Source organism: Streptococcus sp. 20925_1_44 (assembly GCF_041432435.1).
GTDB lineage: Bacteria > Bacillota > Bacilli > Lactobacillales > Streptococcaceae > Streptococcus > Streptococcus infantis.
Window position 1 is genome coordinate 471086 of record NZ_JAPVZQ010000001.1, and the last position, 17598, is coordinate 488683.

A 17598-nucleotide genomic window follows, 5' to 3' on the forward strand; every position below is an offset into this window, starting at 1 on the left:
ATCTGCTCCTAAGTAAGAATAATCTTCTTCTAGTTAAGCATAAAAAGATAAAATCTGTCAAGTTTAAATTAAAAAGAGCTGAAATTATCATTTCAGCCCTAATTATTTTTATTTAATCTTGTCTTCTTCGTAGTCACCATTGCTACATACAATCTGTTTCCCGCCACCACGGATTTTTTTCTCCATGAGGAAATGACCACATTTAGGACAATCACGTCCAACAGGTTTATCCCAAGAGGTAAACTCACATTCTGGATAACGATTGCATCCATAGAAAATACGATTACGTTTGGTTTTGCGTTCGATGATTTGCCCTTGATGGCATTTTGGACATGTAACACCAACTTCTTTAACAATGGCCTGCGTATGTCGACAATCTGGGAAATTACTACATGCATAAAACTTACCGAAGCGTCCAATCTTAATCACCATCGGACTACCACAAACTTCACAGTCAAATCCTGCTGGTTCGTCCTTGATTTGAATTTTTTCCATCTCTGCTTCAGCTTTTGCGACCTCTTTAGAGAATGGTTTGTAAAATTCATCAATAACTCGTTGCCACTCTTCTTTTCCGACCTCAACATCGTCCAGTTTACCTTCCATTTCAGCGGTAAACTTCACGTTAACAATGTCTGGGAAGTATTCGACAATCAGCTTGTTAACGACTTGTCCTAAATCAGTTGGTTCAAAGCGTTTAGATGCTAGTCTTACATAGTAACGTTTTTGGATTGTTTCAATGGTTGGAGCATAGGTAGATGGACGTCCAACTCCGTTTTCTTCCAAGGTCTTAATCAAAGTAGCCTCAGAATATCGTGCCGGTGGTTGTGTGAAATGTTGTTCAGGTTTGCTATTAACCTGTTTGACCACATCTCCTACTTCCATATCAGGCAGCATCTTATTTTTATCAGAATCGTTGTAAATAGCTAAATAACCATCAAACTTAACCTGACTACCATTCGCCGCGAATTGAACACCATTTTGCGAAAGTTTAACAGCCATGGTATCAAAAATTGCACCAGTCATTTGACTCGCTACAAAGCGGTTCCAGATAAGGGTATAAAGTTTTAGCTGGTCTTTATCCAAATACTTAGCAATTTTCTCAGGTGTATTAAAGACACTTGAAGGACGAATAGCTTCGTGGGCGTCTTGAGCGCCAGAGGCATTTTTCACCTTGCTACCATGTTTAGAATACTTACTACCAAAACGTTCATTGATGTAGCTAGCGGCTTCATTCTGAGCAACTGGGCTGATACGAGTAGAATCCGTACGCATATAGGTGATCAAACCTTGGACACCTGTACCAATATTGATTCCTTCATAGAGTTGCTGAGCAACCATCATCGTCTTTCGAGTACGGAAGTTAATCTTGTTAGCAGCATCCATCTGCATAGAAGACGTTGTATATGGAAGAGGAGCATTGCGCTTTCTTTCCTTTTTATCTACTTGATCAACAGTAAAGTCTTTACTGCTAAGATGAGATAAAACTTTTTTGACTTCATCATTGGTGGTCAACTTCATCTTCTTGCCATTCATTCCATAAAAAGAAGCTTGGAATTGCTTGGTACCTTTTTTAAAGACACCATCAATCGTCCAATATTCTTCTGGTTGGAAGGCATTGATTTCATTTTCACGATCAATGATTAGCTTAAGAGCAACAGACTGAACACGCCCTGCTGATAAGCCTTTTTTAACCTTTTTCCAAAGAATTGGTGAAATTGAATACCCCACTAAACGGTCCAAAACACGACGGGCCTGTTGGGCATCGACCAAATCCATATTAATTTTACGAGGTTCTTTAAAGGCATTTTTTACTGCATCTTTGGTAATCTCGTTGAAAACAACACGGTTGGTATCATTCTCGTCTAGATCTAAAATATGCGCTAAATGCCATGAAATAGCCTCCCCTTCCCGGTCCGGGTCACTTGCAAGAAAGACTTTATCGGCTTTCTTAGCTTCTTTTTTCAAATCATTGATGAGAGGACCTTTCCCACGAATATTGATATATTGCGGTTCGTAATTATTTTCCACGTCAACTGACATACTTGATTTTTTCAAATCACGAATATGTCCTACGCTGGCTAAAACCTTATAATTACGTCCTAGATATTTCTCAATCGTTTTCGCCTTAGCAGGCGACTCCACGATTACAAGATTTTTTTTACTTGTTGATTTTTTCTTTTTGGTTGCCGTTACCACAGTATCACACCTTCTCAAAGTAATTAAACTTTATAAAGTGTAAACCATTTTTAAAAACCTGTCAAGACATAACACCCATATAATAGAAGAAAAGTTTGCTAAATGAAATCATTTCATTCATTAAAATTCAAATTCTGCTAGTATATCCTGCCCACATGTTGCTAGTTTTGCTCCTTCTTGGATTAAATGATGACAGCCGTCTGAGCGTCCATCTAAAATGGAACCTGGAATCGCAAAGACATCTCTACCTTCCTCCATGGCACGCTCACAAGTGATTAAGCTACCAGACCTCATTTTAGCTTCTGCAACGATGACTCCTCGACACAATCCTGCAATAATGCGATTTCTGGCAGGAAAGTGATATTTCAAAGGTTCTTCTCCTGGACCGTACTCGCTTAGAAGCAAATGATGTTCTCCAATGTATTCTTGAAGGCGTTTATTGGAGCGGGGATAATAGACATCTAAACCAGTCCCAATCACTGCAATCGTTTTGCCCCCAGTTTGTAGAACAGACATATGGGCTGCTGTATCAATTCCTCTAGCAAGTCCACTCACCACAACTAATTCATTTTCCAATTCTTCAATGATTTTACGGACTGATTTGGTTCCTATTTGACTACAAGTGCGACTACCTACAACTGCAACCTTGGGTAATTTCAAGAGATTTAAATCTCCTTTATAAAAAAGCAATACAGGTGCATCATAAATTTCACTGAGTGAAATGGGATAAACATCATCCAAAATTGAAAATGATGGGAACTTTTCAAAATCTTTCTTCAGGCGTTCCATGCTTTCAAAAGTCAGTTTATGGTACCGCTCCATAAAAACTACTGGATTACGACACTCTGAGGCTTCAGCGATTGTCTCTAAACTCAATTCCTGATCATAAATTTCTCCGTATTGAAGTACTTTCAGAACCTGCTGATTACTTAAACCTGCCTGCTTCAATTTATAAATCTCAAAATTGTCAATCTTAATCTTCATTATTAACTCCTTGTCATCCTCTCTCTATTTATATATTCGTAGAAAAATAAAAAAACTCCCAACAATTTTACTTGTTAGGAAGTTTCTATTTATCTTTGTTATCTTAGTAATCAGGTCGAAGAACTCCAGTGACAGTCGCTTTAGTCGCTTCATAGTCTCCGTCAATAACAACCTTGATAATGCGTTTAGCATCCTCTTCAGGCGCAGGAACCAAAGGGAGACGAGTTGGACCAGCTTCAAATCCCATATAGTTGAGGACTGCCTTAACAGGTGCAGGACTTGGGTATGAGAAGAGAGCATTAACCTTGGGAATAAACTTACGTTGAATAGCTGCCGCTTTCTTCATATCACTCTCTTCAATCGCAGTGAACATTTCATACATTTCATCACCATTGGTATGAGAAGCAACAGAGATAACCCCATCAGCACCAAGGTTCATAGCATGGAAGGCATCCCCATCTTCACCAGTGTAGATCAAGAATTCTTCTGGTTTGTGCTCAATCAAATAAGCCATATTTGCAAGGCTGGTACATTCCTTAACACCAATGATATTTGGATGTTCCGCTAAGCGAAGCATGGTTTCTGGTGTCAATTCTACTACTACACGACCTGGAATGTTATAGATAATGATGGGTAAATCAGAGGCATCTGCAATAGCTTTAAAGTGCTGGTACATACCTTCTTGAGATGGTTTATTGTAGTAAGGAACAATTGCGAGACCAGCCGCAAAGCCTCCAAAATCTGCCACTTCTTTGACGAACTCAATAGAGTCTCGTGTATCATTAGTACCGACACCAGCAATTAAAGGAACACGGCCATTAACCACTTTCTGAACTGCTGCAAACAACTGCAACTCCTCATCGTGAGTAAGAGTCGGACTCTCAGCAGTCGTCCCCGCCAAGAGAATTCCGTCTGTGTGATGTGCCAATAGATGTTCAATCAACTTTGGAATAGCATCGAAATTTATGGAGCCATCTTCGTGAAAAGGAGTAATAAAAGCAGTGATAATTTTACAATCTTTTAAATCTTGATAAGACATAGAAAAAACCTTTCTCTATATAAGAAAGAGGCTGGGGCATACTTGCCTTTGCCTCCTGTTCTGTACATAAAATAAGAGGAAGAAATCAAACTCTTCGAGTTACTGATTTCTGTTTTGCTCCCTATTTCAATTCAAACTTCAACTCAGCTGTTGGGTGTACTAGACCACGTTCATGTAAAGTCTCTGCAATTTGAACTGAGTTCCAAGCAGCACCTTTAAGAAGGTTATCAGACACCACCCACATGTGGATCCCTTTTTCAGCATCCAAGTCTTTACGGATACGTCCGACAAAGGTATCGCGAGAACCAACCGCATTAATAGCTTGAGGATAGATTTGATGAGCCACATCGTCTTCAAGAACTGCACCTGGAAAGGCAGCAATCGCAGCTTTGACTTCATCGATTGGAGCCACTTCTTTTGTTTCAATGTAAACTGACTCAGAGTGAGCTGACAAGACAGGAATACGCACGCAAGTTGCTGAAACGGCAATGCTATCGTCTTCCATGATTTTCTTAGTTTCGTTTGTCATCTTCATTTCTTCATAAGTGTAGTCATTATCAGTGAAGACATCAATTTGAGGAAGGGCATTAAAAGCAATTGGATAGTGTTTCTTATCGCCACCTGATGGCAAGATTTCCGCATGCAAATCACGTGGATTTACACCATCATTCAATACTTCACGCAATTCACGTTGTGTCTCAAGAATAGCACCCATACCAGCACCTGAGACAGCTTGATAAGTTGAAACAATGATACGGTCTAAGCCCCATTTTTGACGAACTGGTTCAAGAGCTACCATCATTTGAATAGTTGAACAGTTAGGACATGCAATGATCCCATTATGAGCATCAAGGGCATGGGCGTTTACTTCAGGAACAACCAATGGCACATCTGGATTTTGACGGAAATAAGAAGTGTTATCTACTACTACTGCCCCTGCTTTAACAGCATAAGGTGCGTATTTTGCAGAAGTTGAACCACCAGCAGAGAAGAGAGCAATATCAACTCCTTCAAAAGCTTCTTCTGTTGTTTCTTCAATAGTCACATCTTGGCCCTTGAATTGCAAGACCTTTCCTGCAGAACGTGCAGACGCAAGGTAGCGAATCTTATCGATTGGAAGAATTGATTCTTCCAACATTTTGATCATTTGAGCACCAACGGCACCTGTAGCACCGACAACAGCAACTGTATATCCCATAACAAACCTCTTTTGGAATTTTCTAAAAATTTCTATAATAGAAACATTATACTACTTTTTAGAAAAATTGAAAAGTCTTTACCTTATCTATTTTCTGAAATTGACAAGAAAAAAGGTCGCTATCATTAGCGAACCTTTTTCTAAAAATTTACAAATTAATATCTTTGTTTATACGGTTTATTAAATGCATCTAAAACATCTGACGGAGTGTCTGAATAAGATTTGATTTCTTTTAAATCTCCCTTTACGATAATCCGTTCGGTTGCATCATAGTCTACACAAGTGACCAAGGTAATTTCATTGATACCTTCACGATCATCGATTTCATCAACTCGATCTGGGGTTACGTGTTTCACTTCCCGAATTTCGTAGGTATAAACTTTATCCTTATCAGTCAGATAAATCTTCATTCCTTCTTTGGCATTGACCAAAGGAGAAAATAGCATTTGGCTAGCATTCTCAGCTGTAAAGATATGGTGACTAGCAAGAGAATAATTTCCTTCACCCATTTTTTGATTTGGTTTCATGGTTCCTGCTCCGTAGAACAAGTTTACATTGTCCAAACCTTTAAAGATTGGCAGGTTGATTTCTACTTCGGGAACTGCAATTCCACCTATAACAGGTAACTGTTGTGCATCCCATTGGGATGATAAAACTGCCTCCGAAGAAATAGCCTTCACGGAATTAAAATCAAAATTTCCTTCTGCACCATTGTTCTCTTCAAGCTTCTCTTTTGAAACTTGACTAACTTGATACTTGTTAGTATTCCAAACCATAAAGATATTACGAATCTTTGAGTTAAAAATCAAGGCTAGAGACAAAAGGATTAGAAAGCCAGCTAAAATATTAATCAGCAGATTCTTACGTTTATTTTTTTTACTCTTAGTTCTTTTTTGAGACATTATTCTTCACTTTCTGTTTCGTTTTCTGCCCCAACTTCTTCTTTCTCAGCTGCCGCAACTGTTGTAAAGGTTACAATCTTAGCATTCTCATCTAAACGCATGACCTTAACTCCCATGGTTGAACGTCCAGTTTGAGAAATATTGGCAACATTTGTACGAATCATGACACCGGTATCTGTGATAACCATCAAATCTTCGTCACCTTTTACTGTGAGAAGGCCTGCAAGTTGACCGTTTTTATCAGTAATATTAGCGGTCTTCATACCTTTACCAGCACGACCTTTAGTTGGATATTCAGTGGCAACTGTACGCTTACCGTATCCTTTTTCGGTGATAATGAGGACCTCATCTTGGTCAGTGATTACTCTAGCTCCAACTACAGCATCACCTTCACGAAGGTTTACCCCTTTAACACCTGTAGCGCTACGACTCATACTACGAACGGATGACTGGTTGAAACGAACTGCATAACCCAATTTAGTACCGATAATGATATCAGTATCTTCTTGAGTAAGAAGAACATTAATCAATTCGTCCTCATCTTTCAAATTCAAGGCTTTTAGACCATTCTGACGAATGTTGGCAAATTCTTTAACGCTAGTTCTCTTAACAATACCTGCTCGAGTCGTAAAGAAGATATATGCATCATCACTACGTTCTGATTCGACATTAATGATAGTTTGGATGCTTTCTCCCTCATCCAGTTTCAAGAGGTTAACTACAGGCAATCCCTTGGCTGTACGACCGTATTCTGGGATTTCATAACCTTTCAAACGATAGACACGACCTTTGTTGGTAAAGAATAGCAAGTGATCATGGGTGCTGGTAGAAACCAACTCACGGACAAAGTCATCATCCTTGACTCCTGTTCCCTGTACGCCACGTCCACCACGTTTTTGGGCAGTAAACTCGTCTTGGTCCAAACGTTTAATATAACCTTTATTTGATAGAGTGATAAGAACATCAGACTCTTCAATCAAGTCTTCATCTTCAAGCGTCAAGACTTCACCAAACATTAACTCAGTACGGCGTTTATCTTCATACTTGCGTTTGACTTCATCCAATTCTTCCTTGATGATTTGAGCCACACGTTCTGGTTTTGCAAGAATATCTGCTAAGTCGGCAATCAAAGCAATGAGGTCATCATATTCAGATTGAATCTTATCACGCTCCAAGCCAGTCAAACGACGGAGACGCATGTCTAGGATTGCTTGGCTTTGACGTTCAGATAGCTTGAACTTGCTCATCAATTCCGCTTGAGCTTCTTGGTCAGTTTCGCTGGCACGGATGATACGAATGACTTCATCAATATGATCCAGAGCAATTAGCAAACCTTCCAAGATATGCGCGCGTGCCTCAGCTTTTTCTTTATCAAATTGAGTGCGACGAGTCACAACTTCTTTTTGGTGCTCAATGTATGCATCTAAGATTTGGCGAAGCGATAAAATCTTTGGAACACCATTTTGGATAGCAAGCATGTTAAAACCAAAGCTAGTCTGCATCTGAGTCATCTTGAATAAGTTGTTCAAAATAACATTAGCTGATGCGTCGCGTCTAACTTCAATAACAAAGCGAACACCTTCACGGTTAGATTCATCACGAACAGCTGTAATTCCATCGATACGTTTTTCCTGAACTAAGCGCACAATATGCTCATGAACTTTTGTCTTATTAACCATATACGGGAATTCAGTAACAACGATACGTTCGCGACCTGTTTTAGTTTCTTCAATTTCCGTACGAGAACGAAGAACAATAGATCCCTTACCAGTCTCATACGCCTTGTGAATACCTGATTTACCCATAACTAGGGCACCAGTTGGGAAGTCTGGACCAGGCAAAACTTCCATCAAATCTTTGGTTGTAACTTCAGGATTATCCATGACGAGTTTAACAGCATCAATAGTTTCACCCAAATTATGAGGTGGGATATTGGTCGCCATACCAACGGCAATACCTGTGGCACCATTGACCAAAAGATTTGGGAAACGAGCTGGTAAAACAACAGGTTCGCGCTCGTTGGCATCATAGTTATCAACAAAATCAACGGTATTTTTATTGATATCGCGAAGCATTTCAAGAGCAATCTTGCTCATACGTGCTTCGGTATAACGTTGCGCGGCAGCACCATCACCGTCCATAGAACCAAAGTTACCGTGCCCATCTACAAGCATGTAGCGGTAGCTCCACCATTGAGCCATACGAACCATAGCTTCATAGATAGATGAGTCTCCGTGTGGGTGGTATTTACCCATTACGTCCCCTGTAATACGGGCAGATTTCTTATGAGGTTTATCAGGCGTAACTCCTAATTCGTTCATTCCGTACAAAATACGACGATGAACAGGTTTCAACCCATCACGAACATCAGGAAGAGCACGCGATACGATTACACTCATGGCGTAGTCGATAAAGCTAGTCTTCATCTCCTTGGTCAGATTGACATTCACTAAATTTTTATCTTGCATTAACAAATGCCTCATTTCACTATTAGTAACTAGATATATTATACCATAGTTTGGACTATTTTACAGTTTAACAACACCTGTAAAACGTTTACATATTTATCCCGAAGGTATATCCGTGACAAAGCTTAGCAAAAGTGATAGAATGAAATCAAATGGGGTTCCCCCTGAATAAAATAAAGGAGATGTTTAGACAAATGACAGCAACTAAACAACACAAAAAAGTTATCCTCGTCGGTGACGGTGCCGTAGGTTCATCTTACGCTTTTGCCCTCGTAACACAAGGAATTGCACAAGAACTTGGTATCATTGAAATTCCTCAATTGTTTGAAAAAGCAGTTGGTGATGCTGAAGACCTTAGCCACGCGCTAGCTTTTACTTCACCTAAAAAAATCTATGCAGCTAAGTACGAAGACTGTGCGGATGCTGACCTTGTAGTTATCACTGCTGGTGCTCCACAAAAACCAGGTGAAACTCGTCTTGATCTTGTTGGTAAAAACCTTGCTATCAATAAATCAATTGTTGAACAAGTTGTTGCATCTGGATTTGACGGTATCTTCCTTGTTGCTGCTAACCCAGTTGACATTTTAACTTACTCAACTTGGAAATTCTCAGGTTTCCCTAAAGAACGTGTTATCGGTTCAGGTACTTCACTTGACTCAGCTCGTTTCCGTCAAGCACTTGCTGAAACTATCGGTGTTGATGCACGTTCAGTTCACGCCTACATCATGGGTGAACACGGTGACTCAGAATTTGCCGTTTGGTCACACGCTAACGTTGCCGGTGTTAAATTAGAACAATGGTTACAAGCTAACCGTGACTTGAATGAAGCAGATCTTGTTGAACTCTTCATCTCAGTTCGTGACGCTGCTTACTCAATCATCAACAAAAAAGGTGCTACTTACTACGGTATCGCAGTTGCTCTTGCTCGTATCACAAAAGCTATCCTTGATGATGAAAATGCGGTTCTTCCACTTTCAGTCTTCCAAGAAGGACAATACGGAGTTGAAAACGTCTTTATCGGTCAACCAGCTATCGTTGGTGCGCATGGTATCGTTCGCCCAGTTAACATCCCATTGAACGACGCTGAAACTCAAAAAATGCAACTTTCTGCTCGTGAATTACAAGAAATTATTGACGAAGCATGGAAAAACCCAGAATTCCAAGCTGCTTCTAAAAACTAATTCAATTAAATTTTTAAAAAAAGAAATGTCTAGACAAAACAGTCTAGACATTTTTTTATAACGTTAATTCATTTGTGCAAACGCCGCTTCTGCATCTGCATTACTAATTGCACCTATTTGGATTTTGGCAATTTTACCATTTGAATCGATTAGAAATTCTGTTGGAATGCTTCGAATCTGATAGGCTTGGAAGGTTGTCCCCTTGGTGTCATATAGGACAGGAATATCCTTATAGCCCTGCTCCTCAAACCATTTTGGAAATTGGTCTATGGTTTTTTCACCTTGAAGGCCTGGTGCAATAACAGATAATATTTCAAAATCACGATCTTCTTTTGCAGCAAGTTCCATTAGTTCTGGCATACTTTTTTTACATGGTCCGCACCAAGAAGCCCAGAATTTTAGATAAACTTTTTTACCTTTAAAATCAGATAGTTTGACTTCTTTTCCATCCATCGATTGGAGCGTGAAATCCGGCGCTTCTGCTCCTACAGCAATTTGCTTAACCGTTGCCTGTTGCTGTGTTTGAGTCGTTTGATTTTCCTGACTTGATTCCTTCTCTTCCTTGCCACAAGCAATCAAAAGAAAGATAGATAAGAAACTAAGTCCAAAATAGATTATTTTTTTCATAGATAACTCCTTTTATCCTAATATTCCGGATAAGACATTTAACTGTCCCAACATTAATAAAATTCCCATGAGAATAATTAGTAAACCACCAATTCTTTTCAGTAAGAGTAGGTGAGATTTAATTCTACTAAAATAAGGCATGATGAGACCTGATGCCAAGGCCAATACTAAAAATGGAAGCGCCATTCCAAGAGTATAAACTAGAGTTAATAATGCCCCTTGAAAAGCTCCATTTCCTCCTGAGGCAGCTAATGCTAAAACCGAACTTAAAACTGGACCAATACATGGAGTCCAACCAAAGCTAAAGCTAATACCTAATAGAAAGGCTGATAGATATTTACTAGACTGTTTTTGATCAAATCTTACTGTTTTTTGGAACTCTAATTTTCGTAAATGAAGGATTTCCATCTGATGTAAGCCTAGTATGATAATAATACCACCCATAACATAACGAAACCAATCAGCATAGAGTAAATTGCCGAGAAATCCTGCTCCAAACCCTAGAATAAAGAAAATTAGAGAGATACCTGCGATAAAACAGAATGTCCGAATTAATCCTGTCCAGGCAACATCTTTACCTAAAAACCGAAATGTCTTTGACTGCTCTTGATCATCTAACAAAACACCTGCATAGACTGGTAACAAGGGAAATATGCAGGGTGAGAAAAACGATAAAACCCCAGCTAAAAATACAGAGATAAAAAATATAATACTTTCCAATTAAGAACCTTCTTTCATATAGTTATCTTCTATTTTACTATAAAAGAAAACGTTTGTAAGATATCTGCTACGCAAATTTGATTTCAACTTTAACGAATCAAAAAAGGAGCTCAGCTCCCTTTTTTTATTAATATGTTCCCTCTTCACCTTGACTTGTCAAGATTACAGGTCCATCCTTGGTGATAACAAACTGGTGTTCATACTGACAAGATAGACCACCGTCGATAGTTTTGTGAGCCCAGCCTGTTTTCATGTCTGTATCGATTTCCCAATCACCTGTATTAATCATAGGTTCGATTGTCAAAACCATACCTTCACGAAGACGAAGACCACGACCAGCTACACCATAGTTAGGAACCATTGGTTCTTCATGCATAGTTGGGCCAACACCGTGTCCTACAAGATCGCGGACAACGCCGTATCCACGACTTTCAGCATATTCTTGAATCGCTGCACCAATATCACCAATTCGGTTGCCAACAACAGCTTGCTCGATACCCTTATACATAGCTTCCTTGGTCACGTCCATCAAGTTTTTAACTTCTTCTGATGGTTTACCAACTGCGTATGCCCAACAAGAATCAGCCAAGCCACCCGTAAAGTTTTGAGTATATTTTTTCATCTGCTCAACGTTGTTAAAATTGAGTTTAGAAACATTGAGGTCAGACTTCGCGATTGGCCCACCAAGAACCATATCAACCTTGAGAAGGTCACCCTCTTTGAGGATATAATGACGAGGGAAGGCGTGTGCTACTTCGTCATTGAGCGAACAGCAGGTTGCATATGGATAGTCCATCATTGCTCCATCAACACCAATCTGTAGTGGAAGGAAATTCTCTTCTTTACAACGACGGCGAACATACTCTTCTACTTCCCACATATCAACACCTGGCTTGATGATATCACGCAAGCCAATGTGGATACTTGCAAGAAAATCACCTGCCTTATCCATAGCTTCGATTTCTCTAGCTGATTTTAATGTAATCATGTTTTCTCCTAGATTCTAATTAATTTTTACAGTTACATTTGCTTTTGATACAATTTGATGATTGAGATAAATGTCATAATCAATAATAGCCGATCGTCTCGTATGATGAATAATTCTAGCTTGAATACGTAGAACATCATCAATCTGAACAGCCTGTAAGAAGTAAATCAACATTTGTTCAATGATGAGGTTACGCCCGCTATTAACGACCAAGTCTTGTGTCATATGAGTCAAGATTTCTGAAAGAACACCATTAGCCAGAACACCATTTTTTTCTAACATAAAGGGTTCGACTGTAATAACAACTTCATCATGATGATAAGACAACTTCTGTCCAATCTGTTCTGAAAAGGTTGGTAAAGTTGAGACCTGAGAACGACTCATTTTTTCCATGACATCACGTCTAGTAATGACACCAAGCAAGGTTTGATTGCTCCGTACAACAGGTACCATTTCAAAATCTTCTGCAATCATTCTCTGGCTCACGTTAGCAATATTCGTTGCTAGGCCTGTCATATAGACCGTTCTTGTCATGACCTTATCAATGGTAGTCCCTGGTAACTTATCTCCAGCATCACGCATGGTCACGACACCAACAACAACCTTGTGCTGATTGATAACAGGGAATCGACTACTTCTATTCTTACGAACTAAATCTAAATAATCTTTTACAGTATCCGTTTCTTGTAAAAAACCATATTCATGACAAGTGCGATAGATTTTTTCAACCGTTAAAATATCTGTCTTTATTTGTACATTTGACAAAGCTCGGTTAATCATGGTTGCAATGGTAAATGTATCATGTTTACTGCGTAACACTGGGATATTTTTCTTATTAGCAGCATCCAAAACATCTTTATGAACTTCAAATCCACCTGTTACCAAGACAGCATTTTCATTTTCAAGTGCCAATAATTGAATTCGTGTTCTATCACCGACTATAAGTAGACCGCCATCATGAAGATAAGAAAGAATATTCTTTTCTGTCATGGCTCCAATGGAGAATTTACTGAATTCTCTCTCCAAACCTGCTTGGCCAGCTAAAACTTCCGAACCAGTGACTTCTGCAATTTCTGCAAAGGTTAATCTCTCAATGGCAACTTTTTTGGACTTGACACGGACAGTTCCACTTCGAGGACGTGTTTCAACCAATCCTCTATTTTCAGCTTCTTTGATAGCACGATAAGCTGTACCATCACTCACTCCCAGCCTATTTGAAATACTTCGAACACTGACCCGTTTTCCGACTGGTAATTCTTCTAAATAAGCTAAAATTTCTTGGTGCTTACTCATTTAGCTCTCCTTTTGTATAGCGAAATTCTAGATAATCCCGCATCTTACGAGTATATCGATCACTACCCTTGAAACGACGATATAGAACGAAGCCTGATTTTTGTGCAACCTTTTGACTAGCACTATTTTCTAAATGCGTCACAATAGAAAGTTGCTTTAATTCAAACTGATCAATAGACAAATCGCGTAATTTGGTAACTGCTTCCGTCATATATCCCTGAGACCAATAGTCTTTCCTTAAAAAATAGCCAATTTCCGCTTCTTTACGGATTTCATCTAGCTTTTCAAACTTGATGGCTCCAATCATCTTCTGTGCTTTCTTATCACAAATCGCCCAAATTCCCAAAGGTGATTTCATAAAGTAGTTAGCCAGAGCATATTGACTTTCCTCAATGCTGGCTTGCGTAGGAAAAATAAATTGGAGATTTTCAGGGTCTGATGCTAGAGCATGAAAGTCATCTACATCCGTAAAAAAGAATGGACGGAAAAACAAACGTTCCGTCTCATAGAAAGAATACATTGCTAATTTTGTCCAGATATTCATTGTGTTCCTCAAAATGGCTAATCTTCGATTAGCTCAATATCTGCTCCAAGGTTACGTAATTTTTCAATAATATTTGAGTAGCCTCTTAAAATGAACTCTACACTAGTAATTTCTGTTCTACCTTCAGCCATTAATCCCGCAATAACCAAGGCAGCTCCTGCACGTAAGTCAGTCGCTCTTACACTTGCACCGTGTAAAGGATTGCCACCCTTGTAGAAAATATGGTCATTCGTTGTAGAAATATCTGCATTCATTTTGGCTAATTCGAAGACATGGTTCACACGTTTTTCATAAATGGTATCAATCAGTGTTCCTCGTCCTTCTGCTTTCAACAAAAGAGGAGTAATCGGTTGTTGAAGGTCTGTAGCAAATCCTGGATATGGAGCTGTTTTGATATTTACAGCCTTAAGATTTGTTTGTTCTTCAACGTAGATACTGTCTTCAGAAACCGTCATATGAACACCCATTTCTTCAAGTTTTGCAATAAAACCTTCTAAGTGTTCATAGAGTACATTGTTAATACGAATTCCTTGTCCCACAGCAGCAGCCATTGCAATATAGGTCCCTGCTTCAATACGATCAGGAATTACTTGATGGCGTGTGCCGTGTAGAGATTCAACACCATCGATAGTAATCATATCTGTACCTGCACCACGAATATGAGCTCCCATATTATTTAACAATGTAGCTACATCAATGATTTCAGGCTCTCTAGCCGCGTTTTCAATGACTGTACGTCCTTGGGCTTTTACCGCTGCAAGCATTGTGTTAATCGTTGCTCCAACACTAACAGTATCCATATAAATATGAGTGCCTTGTAATCTAGAGCCGTTTGTTGAGAGATTCATATTGTCTCCCTCATAGGTTGTCTTAGCACCCATGGCTTCGAAGGCTTTTAAATGCAAGTCAATCGGACGAGGTCCCAAGTCACATCCACCAGGTAAACCTACTGTTGCTTCACCGAAACGTCCAAGAAGACTACCGTAGAAATAATAGGATGCACGAAGACTGTTGATTTTACCATATGGCATTGGTTTATTTTGAACACCACGAGGATCAATCTCTAAAACATCATCATAGCGCTTTACACTAGCACCCATAATTTCCATGATATCAACCAAACTAGCAACGTCAGAGATGTCTGGAACACAGTCCAAAATAACTACATCATCTGACAAAATAATAGCTGGAATCAGAGCTACCACACTATTTTTCGCTCCGCTAATGGTTATCTCACCCTTTAATGGACGTCCACCGTTAATGACAATTTTTTTCATTATTTTTATATACTCTTTCACTATTTATTCATAAGGTCTCACCCTATATTATACCATATTTCTTTCTTATTATCTATCATAATAAATCAAATAAGTTCCTTAAGATTTTATTGATTCAGAATAGTTTTTGAAGTAAACTTAAAAAATAACTGATACTAATATTGTTCAAGAAAAAAAGCTTTCCAAAAATCTTGGAAAGCCTTATTTAATGTTTATTTTGCGATTGGGTAAACAGAAACTTGTTTCTTATCGCGACCTTTACGTTCGAAACGTACTACGCCTTCAACTTTAGCGAACAAAGTATCGTCTCCACCACGTCCAACGTTTACACCTGGATAGATGTGTGTACCACGTTGACGGTAAAGGATTGATCCACCAGTTACAGTTTGTCCGTCAGCTGCTTTAGCTCCAAGACGTTTAGCTTGTGAATCGCGTCCGTTTGATGTAGAACCTCCACCTTTTTTGTGGGCGAAAAGTTGCAAGTTGTTAAGAGTCATTTTTAACATAATGTTTTCCTCCGTGTTAGTTTTCTGTGATAACTCTGGTTTGGACGAACTCAGAAGAGTTCTCCGATAAGTTTGCCATACCTAAGAAAAATGATTCAAAGAATAATTGTGTCATTTCTCTCTGGTGAGAAGGAAGATCTTTTGGAATTTCAACCATCAGATAGCCACCTTCATCTTCGTTTAATTCTAAGATTGGTTCATAGCCTGCAAATTTCTCAATGGAATTGATAAAGTTTATGGCAAGCGTAGAAACCGATGCACACACGACATCTAGGCCGTATTCGCCACTCTCGGCGTGTCCAGTAATCTCCGCACTCCTCAGCTCGCCATCTTCGGCTCTCTCAAAGACTGCTTGTATCATGTGTTCTCCTTAAAATTAAGCGTTGATTGCGTTGATGACAACTTTAGTGTATGGTTGACGGTGACCTTGTTTACGGTGGCTACCTTTTTTAGGTTTGTACTTGTAAGTAACAACTTTCTTTTGTTTTCCTTGTTTTTCAACAGTTCCAACTACAGTAGCTCCAGCAACAAGTGGAGTTCCGACAACAGTGTTTTCACCACCAACAAGAACAACTTCGTTAAAAGTAACTTCTTGACCAGCTTCAACGTTCAATTTTTCAACGTAAACTGCTTGACCAACTTCAACTTTAACTTGTTTTCCGCCAGTTTTGATAATTGCGTATGTGCTCATTATGCACCTCCTATGATTTTTTGGGGTTTCCCCGAATTTTTGTGAAGACTCGCCTAGCATCGTGGGACGAACCACTTAAACTTGATGAATCAAGCAACGATGTTCGTGCGGTTGCACAGGACTGTGCATAGTCAACTCTTCAAGTATAGCATGATTCCAAATTTTTGACAAGTATTTTCACTCAAAATTCAGCCTTTTATTAGACTTTTTTCGCAAAGAAGATAAAACCATACTTAGATAAAAAATACTCATCATGATAGGGACACCTAAAATTGTTTTTTCGTTGAAGATAATCGTTAAGTAAGCTGAAAATACTACTCCTAGAATGAAACTAACAAGTAGGCTCACAAAAATCAATCCTTCCATCAAAAAGGCTGTATGCTTGGTCCGAACATATTCGCCAAAAGCCAACATGGTGCGTTTGATATTTCCCGTCATAAAGGCATTATTATAGGCAATTCCAGAAACCTCTCCAAAAGCTGTTGTAACGAGACCCATACAAAAAGCCAGAGGAGGAATAATAAACATGTTATCAACACTCAATGGAACAAAGCCGATTATCAATGATAAAATAGCTAATGGAACAAGTGATAGAATGGGTTTTTTAACAATGCGAAGTTTTTCCTTGTAAATCGTAAGCAAAAAAACGCCTAACATGAAAGATAAAAGTGTCAATATCTTTATTTCAGCATCAGCCAAATTTTTCTGAACGATTCCGACTGATAGAAATACCACATTCCCCGTTTGTCCAGCGACTAAGGTATTCCCTCTTACAATAAACGTATAGGCATCTACATAGCCTGCACAAAAAGTCAAAAAAAGCGCCAATCTTTTTGAATGACGAGAAATTTTTCTCATAGGTAATAATCTCATACTAATCTCCTAAATATACTGTAACTATTATACCATTTTTTCTAGAAATTTCGAAGTATCAAAGCAAAAGAATTATCTCAAGCTAACGAGTTGACTCTTTCTATGATATAA

General features: G+C 38.9%; 17 protein-coding genes and 1 other annotated feature. Of the genes, 1 reads left to right on the forward strand and 16 read right to left on the reverse strand.

Features of this window, described 5'->3' with window-relative positions; translation table 11 throughout:
- Window positions 1-108: 108 nt before the first annotated feature.
- From topA to gyrA, 6 genes are all read right to left on the reverse strand, one after another.
- Window positions 109-2196 carry a type I DNA topoisomerase gene (topA, locus tag O3643_RS02200; protein WP_371499543.1) on the reverse strand — a complete coding sequence of 696 codons (2088 nt, stop codon included), beginning with the start codon at window positions 2194-2196 and terminating at the stop codon, window positions 109-111.
- Between the two features lie 120 nt (window positions 2197-2316).
- A complete protein-coding gene (gene dprA / locus O3643_RS02205; protein WP_371499710.1) occupies window positions 2317-3174 on the reverse strand; it encodes a DNA-processing protein DprA in 858 nt (285 codons plus the stop codon).
- Between the two features lie 109 nt (window positions 3175-3283).
- On the reverse strand, window positions 3284-4219 hold the full coding sequence (dapA, locus tag O3643_RS02210; RefSeq protein ID WP_371499545.1) for a 4-hydroxy-tetrahydrodipicolinate synthase: 936 nt from the start codon (window positions 4217-4219) through the stop codon (window positions 3284-3286).
- A gap of 121 nt (window positions 4220-4340) precedes the next feature.
- Window positions 4341-5417, reverse strand: a complete 1077-nt coding sequence (locus O3643_RS02215; protein WP_371499547.1) for an aspartate-semialdehyde dehydrogenase — start codon at window positions 5415-5417, stop codon at window positions 4341-4343.
- 155 nt (window positions 5418-5572) lie between these two features.
- Window positions 5573-6319: a class A sortase gene (locus tag O3643_RS02220; RefSeq protein WP_371499549.1), complete on the reverse strand. Its 747-nt coding sequence runs from the start codon at window positions 6317-6319 to the stop codon at window positions 5573-5575.
- Complete coding sequence (gyrA, locus tag O3643_RS02225) at window positions 6319-8787, reverse strand: DNA gyrase subunit A (protein WP_371499551.1); 2469 nt, start codon at window positions 8785-8787, stop codon at window positions 6319-6321. The genes O3643_RS02220 and gyrA overlap by 1 nt, the downstream gene beginning before the upstream one ends.
- Before the next feature lie 194 nt (window positions 8788-8981).
- Between gyrA and O3643_RS02230 the strand changes: the two genes are divergently transcribed.
- Window positions 8982-9968, forward strand: coding sequence for an L-lactate dehydrogenase (locus O3643_RS02230; RefSeq protein ID WP_004253416.1), 987 nt, complete (start codon window positions 8982-8984; stop codon window positions 9966-9968).
- Window positions 9969-10031: 63 nt separating this feature from the next.
- Here the strand turns inward: O3643_RS02230 and sdbB are convergent, their stop codons facing one another.
- The 10 genes from sdbB to O3643_RS02280 all read right to left on the reverse strand — a co-directional run bounded on the left by sdbB (window position 10032) and on the right by O3643_RS02280 (window position 17487).
- Window positions 10032-10595 carry a thiol-disulfide oxidoreductase-associated lipoprotein SdbB gene (sdbB, locus tag O3643_RS02235; protein WP_371499554.1) on the reverse strand — a complete coding sequence of 188 codons (564 nt, stop codon included), beginning with the start codon at window positions 10593-10595 and terminating at the stop codon, window positions 10032-10034.
- A gap of 12 nt (window positions 10596-10607) precedes the next feature.
- Window positions 10608-11315 carry a thiol-disulfide oxidoreductase-associated membrane protein CcdA2 gene (gene ccdA2, locus O3643_RS02240; RefSeq protein WP_371499556.1) on the reverse strand — a complete coding sequence of 236 codons (708 nt, stop codon included), beginning with the start codon at window positions 11313-11315 and terminating at the stop codon, window positions 10608-10610.
- Between the two features lie 127 nt (window positions 11316-11442).
- On the reverse strand, window positions 11443-12303 hold the full coding sequence (locus tag O3643_RS02245; protein WP_006148631.1) for a methionyl aminopeptidase: 861 nt from the start codon (window positions 12301-12303) through the stop codon (window positions 11443-11445).
- 15 nt (window positions 12304-12318) lie between these two features.
- Window positions 12319-13596 carry a CBS-HotDog domain-containing transcription factor SpxR gene (spxR, locus tag O3643_RS02250; protein WP_371499558.1) on the reverse strand — a complete coding sequence of 426 codons (1278 nt, stop codon included), beginning with the start codon at window positions 13594-13596 and terminating at the stop codon, window positions 12319-12321.
- Window positions 13589-14140, reverse strand: coding sequence for a GNAT family N-acetyltransferase (locus O3643_RS02255; protein WP_371499560.1), 552 nt, complete (start codon window positions 14138-14140; stop codon window positions 13589-13591). The genes spxR and O3643_RS02255 overlap by 8 nt, the downstream gene beginning before the upstream one ends.
- A 17-nt stretch (window positions 14141-14157) precedes the next feature.
- Window positions 14158-15417: a UDP-N-acetylglucosamine 1-carboxyvinyltransferase gene (locus tag O3643_RS02260; RefSeq protein WP_371499562.1), complete on the reverse strand. Its 1260-nt coding sequence runs from the start codon at window positions 15415-15417 to the stop codon at window positions 14158-14160.
- A 212-nt stretch (window positions 15418-15629) separates the two neighbouring features.
- The gene (gene rpmA, locus O3643_RS02265; protein ID WP_000916509.1) at window positions 15630-15923 is read right to left on the reverse strand and encodes a 50S ribosomal protein L27; all 294 of its coding nucleotides are present in this window, start codon (window positions 15921-15923) and stop codon (window positions 15630-15632) included.
- A gap of 16 nt (window positions 15924-15939) precedes the next feature.
- Window positions 15940-16284: a ribosomal-processing cysteine protease Prp gene (locus tag O3643_RS02270; RefSeq protein WP_000613699.1), complete on the reverse strand. Its 345-nt coding sequence runs from the start codon at window positions 16282-16284 to the stop codon at window positions 15940-15942.
- A gap of 15 nt (window positions 16285-16299) precedes the next feature.
- Complete coding sequence (rplU, locus tag O3643_RS02275) at window positions 16300-16614, reverse strand: 50S ribosomal protein L21 (protein ID WP_000109141.1); 315 nt, start codon at window positions 16612-16614, stop codon at window positions 16300-16302.
- Window positions 16615-16649: 35 nt separating this feature from the next.
- Window positions 16650-16737: a sequence feature (ribosomal protein L21 leader region), on the reverse strand.
- Between the two features lie 54 nt (window positions 16738-16791).
- Complete coding sequence (locus tag O3643_RS02280; RefSeq protein ID WP_371499564.1) at window positions 16792-17487, reverse strand: YoaK family protein; 696 nt, start codon at window positions 17485-17487, stop codon at window positions 16792-16794.
- Window positions 17488-17598 lie beyond the last annotated feature (111 nt).

Bases quoted from the DNA above. Each gene is read 5' to 3' on its own strand.
- dapA (WP_371499545.1), bottom strand. From the start codon at position 4,219: ATGTCTTATCAAGATTTAAAAGATTGTAAAATTATCACTGCTTTTATT.
- O3643_RS02215 (WP_371499547.1), bottom strand. From the start codon at position 5,417: ATGGGATATACAGTTGCTGTTGTCGGTGCTACAGGTGCCGTTGGTGCT.
- O3643_RS02220 (WP_371499549.1), bottom strand. From the start codon at position 6,319: ATGTCTCAAAAAAGAACTAAGAGTAAAAAAAATAAACGTAAGAATCTG.
- gyrA (WP_371499551.1), bottom strand. From the start codon at position 8,787: ATGCAAGATAAAAATTTAGTGAATGTCAATCTGACCAAGGAGATGAAG.
- O3643_RS02230 (WP_004253416.1), top strand. From the start codon at position 8,982: ATGACAGCAACTAAACAACACAAAAAAGTTATCCTCGTCGGTGACGGT.
- sdbB (WP_371499554.1), bottom strand. From the start codon at position 10,595: ATGAAAAAAATAATCTATTTTGGACTTAGTTTCTTATCTATCTTTCTT.
- O3643_RS02245 (WP_006148631.1), bottom strand. From the start codon at position 12,303: ATGATTACATTAAAATCAGCTAGAGAAATCGAAGCTATGGATAAGGCA.
- spxR (WP_371499558.1), bottom strand. From the start codon at position 13,596: ATGAGTAAGCACCAAGAAATTTTAGCTTATTTAGAAGAATTACCAGTC.
- O3643_RS02255 (WP_371499560.1), bottom strand. From the start codon at position 14,140: ATGAATATCTGGACAAAATTAGCAATGTATTCTTTCTATGAGACGGAA.
- O3643_RS02260 (WP_371499562.1), bottom strand. From the start codon at position 15,417: ATGAAAAAAATTGTCATTAACGGTGGACGTCCATTAAAGGGTGAGATA.
- rpmA (WP_000916509.1), bottom strand. From the start codon at position 15,923: ATGTTAAAAATGACTCTTAACAACTTGCAACTTTTCGCCCACAAAAAA.
- O3643_RS02270 (WP_000613699.1), bottom strand. From the start codon at position 16,284: ATGATACAAGCAGTCTTTGAGAGAGCCGAAGATGGCGAGCTGAGGAGT.
- rplU (WP_000109141.1), bottom strand. From the start codon at position 16,614: ATGAGCACATACGCAATTATCAAAACTGGCGGAAAACAAGTTAAAGTT.
- O3643_RS02280 (WP_371499564.1), bottom strand. From the start codon at position 17,487: ATGAGATTATTACCTATGAGAAAAATTTCTCGTCATTCAAAAAGATTG.